General features: G+C 65.3%; 1 protein-coding gene. It reads right to left on the bottom strand.

Features of this window, described 5'->3' with window-relative positions:
* A partial coding sequence (locus BRAO375_RS21470) for an ATP-binding protein (protein WP_035641581.1) occupies nucleotides 1-1,930 on the bottom strand: 1,930 nt, incomplete at its 3' end.
* Between the last annotated feature and the right edge of the window lie 534 nt (nucleotides 1,931-2,464).

Genomic DNA, 2,464 nt, shown 5'->3' with positions numbered 1-2,464 from the left:
CCACCATGCGGTTGGTGGCATCGTCCTCGGCGATCAGGACGCGGAGCGGACGGCCGAGCCCCTCGATGCGCGTCTTCAGGTCGCCGGCGCCGACGCGGTCGCCGCGCTGATCGGAGATCTGCTTGTCGCTCCACGGCAAGGTCAGGCTGAAGCGGAAGGTCGAGCCCTCGCCCTGCACTGAGGAGACGGCGATCGTGCCGCCCATCTGCTCGATGATGCGGCGGGAGATCGCAAGCCCGAGGCCGGTGCCGCCGAAGCGCCGGTTGATCGAGGCATCGGCCTGGGCGAAATCGGTGAACAGCTTGCCGACGCGATCGGCGGGAATGCCCATGCCGGTGTCGGACACGCGCCACTCGATGGTCGCCTTGTTATCATCGCGCGTGCGGCAGGCGACTGCGATCGTGACGCCGCCCTGCTCGGTGAACTTCACCGCGTTGGACGCGAGGTTGATCAAGACCTGGCGAATGCGCGCGACATCGCCCTTGAGCGACGGCGGCAGCTTCGGATCGATGTCGGCATTGACCAGCAGGCTCTTCGATTTGGCGTTCACGCCGATGATGGCGGTGACCGCCTCGACCAGCGCCGCTGGCGAGAAGTCCACGGTCTCGAATTCGAGCTTGCCGGCATTCAGCTTCGACAGGTCGAGAATGTCGTTGAGGATGCGCTGCAGATTGTCGCCGGACTCGCGGATCGTCATCACGGCGTGACGCTGATCATCGTCGAGCTTGGTCTCCAGCAAGGTCGAGGCGAGGCCGAGCACGCCGTTCATCGGCGTGCGGATCTCGTGGCTCATCATCGCCAGGAAGTCGGACTTGGCGCGGCTTTCGGCCTCCGCCTGCTCGGCGCGCCAGCGCTCGGTGACGTCGCGGCCGAAGCCGCGATAGCCGGCGAACTTGCCGTCGTAATCGCGCGCCGGCCGCGCCGTGATCGCCCAGCGACGACGCTCGCCTCCGGCGACCACGACATGGATCAGGATTTCGGGGATCGAGAGCCGCTGCGCCATGCGATCAGCGAGTGTCTTGAGCGTTGCCGTGTCGGTTGGGCAGAGATATTTCAGCGTGTCGATCAGACGCTCGCCCTTGAGCTGATCGAGCGGCAATTGCGCCACGTCGGCGAAGCGCTGCGGCGCGTCGATCAGGCGACCCTCGGCGTCGGTCTGCCACAACCAGCTCGAGGCGTTCTCCTGGAATTCCTTGAGCAGCAGCGAGATCGTCTCGTTCTGCCGCTCATGCCGGAGCTGCGCCTTCAGGTTCTCCAGGAACACGTTGCCGTGCGACACCAGGTGCCGCACCATGAACGATGTGTAGAGCAGCAGAAAGACGACCAGCACCAGATAGGTCGCGCCGCCGCACAGGAACAGCGAGCCGACCGAGCACAGCATCAGCGTCCAGGTGTATGTCAGGCCAGCGCGCGGCACGCTCGACATCGCGAACGCGCCGCCGGAGATCATGCCGGTCATCAGCGAGCCCACGATGATCTGCAAATTTGGATCGACCTGCGGCATCACGATCAGCGGCAGCGATCCCCAGGTCGCCGACAGGAAGAACGCCTGCAGCGTCATGCGATTGATGGCACGGTTGGACGCTTCCTGCGGCCGCGACTTGCGCGCGCGCCACCAGCCGCGCAACGCCATCGCACCGGCGACGCCGATCGCGGCGCCCCAGGCGGTGAGGAAGAGGTTGGATACGACGTTCCAGAACACGCCGAGAATGATCGCGGCGTTGGCGAAGTTGATGCCGATGGTCACCGGAACCAGGCGCGCGACCGCATCGATCTGCCGCGCCCGGATGCGCCGCCGGTCGCGCTCCGTGAGCGACTCGTCATCGAGGCCTTCGATGGCGCCGAAGCCGCCAATCCAACGAAAGAAAGCGCCCAGCGGACTGGCGCTTGCGGTTCGCTTCGAGCTCGTGGGATCCCCAGGCCAGTTCATGAGGGCGTAGCGCTTTTCCTTGTGATCCCTTGCCATGCCTGATCGGCTGCTTCATCGACGTTAATTGTTCCGCCCGTAGAATTACGGAATCATGTCCTTGGCCCCTGCTTTTTACGTGCATATTCGACGGATGGGTTGCCCACTGCTCGACGCACAACCGTCCATCGCAGAACGCGGAGCATCGTTCTCGCGGCATCATCTGCCCGAGCTTGAGCATCTCGATATCACCCTCCATGAAACGAGGGCGCAGGGAATGCCGGGTGCTGGCCGCAACCCATGGCCCGCCTGCAGAAAAGAAAGCAGGCGGCAGTCACCACAGGTCCAGCCGGTCAACCGGCATTCCCTGCGCGACGGCTCTACGCCTTATACGCACTCTCCCCGGGGACCGGCTGTCTTGCCCCCGTGACCGGCGGATCATCGTCGCCGCCGGCGTGGCCTCAGCGTCGGGAGGCCAGGACCATGCGATTTCGGCGCGCGCCCGAACTGTTCGCCCGCACAGCCTCGGCCATGCTGCAGCCCCAAGCGCCCATCGCA

The sequence above is a fragment of the Bradyrhizobium sp. ORS 375 genome (assembly GCF_000239775.1).
In the GTDB taxonomy this organism is placed as follows: Bacteria; Pseudomonadota; Alphaproteobacteria; order Rhizobiales; family Xanthobacteraceae; genus Bradyrhizobium.
The sequence above is the reverse complement of the archived record's forward strand: the minus strand, read 5'-3'. Positions and strand labels throughout refer to the sequence as shown.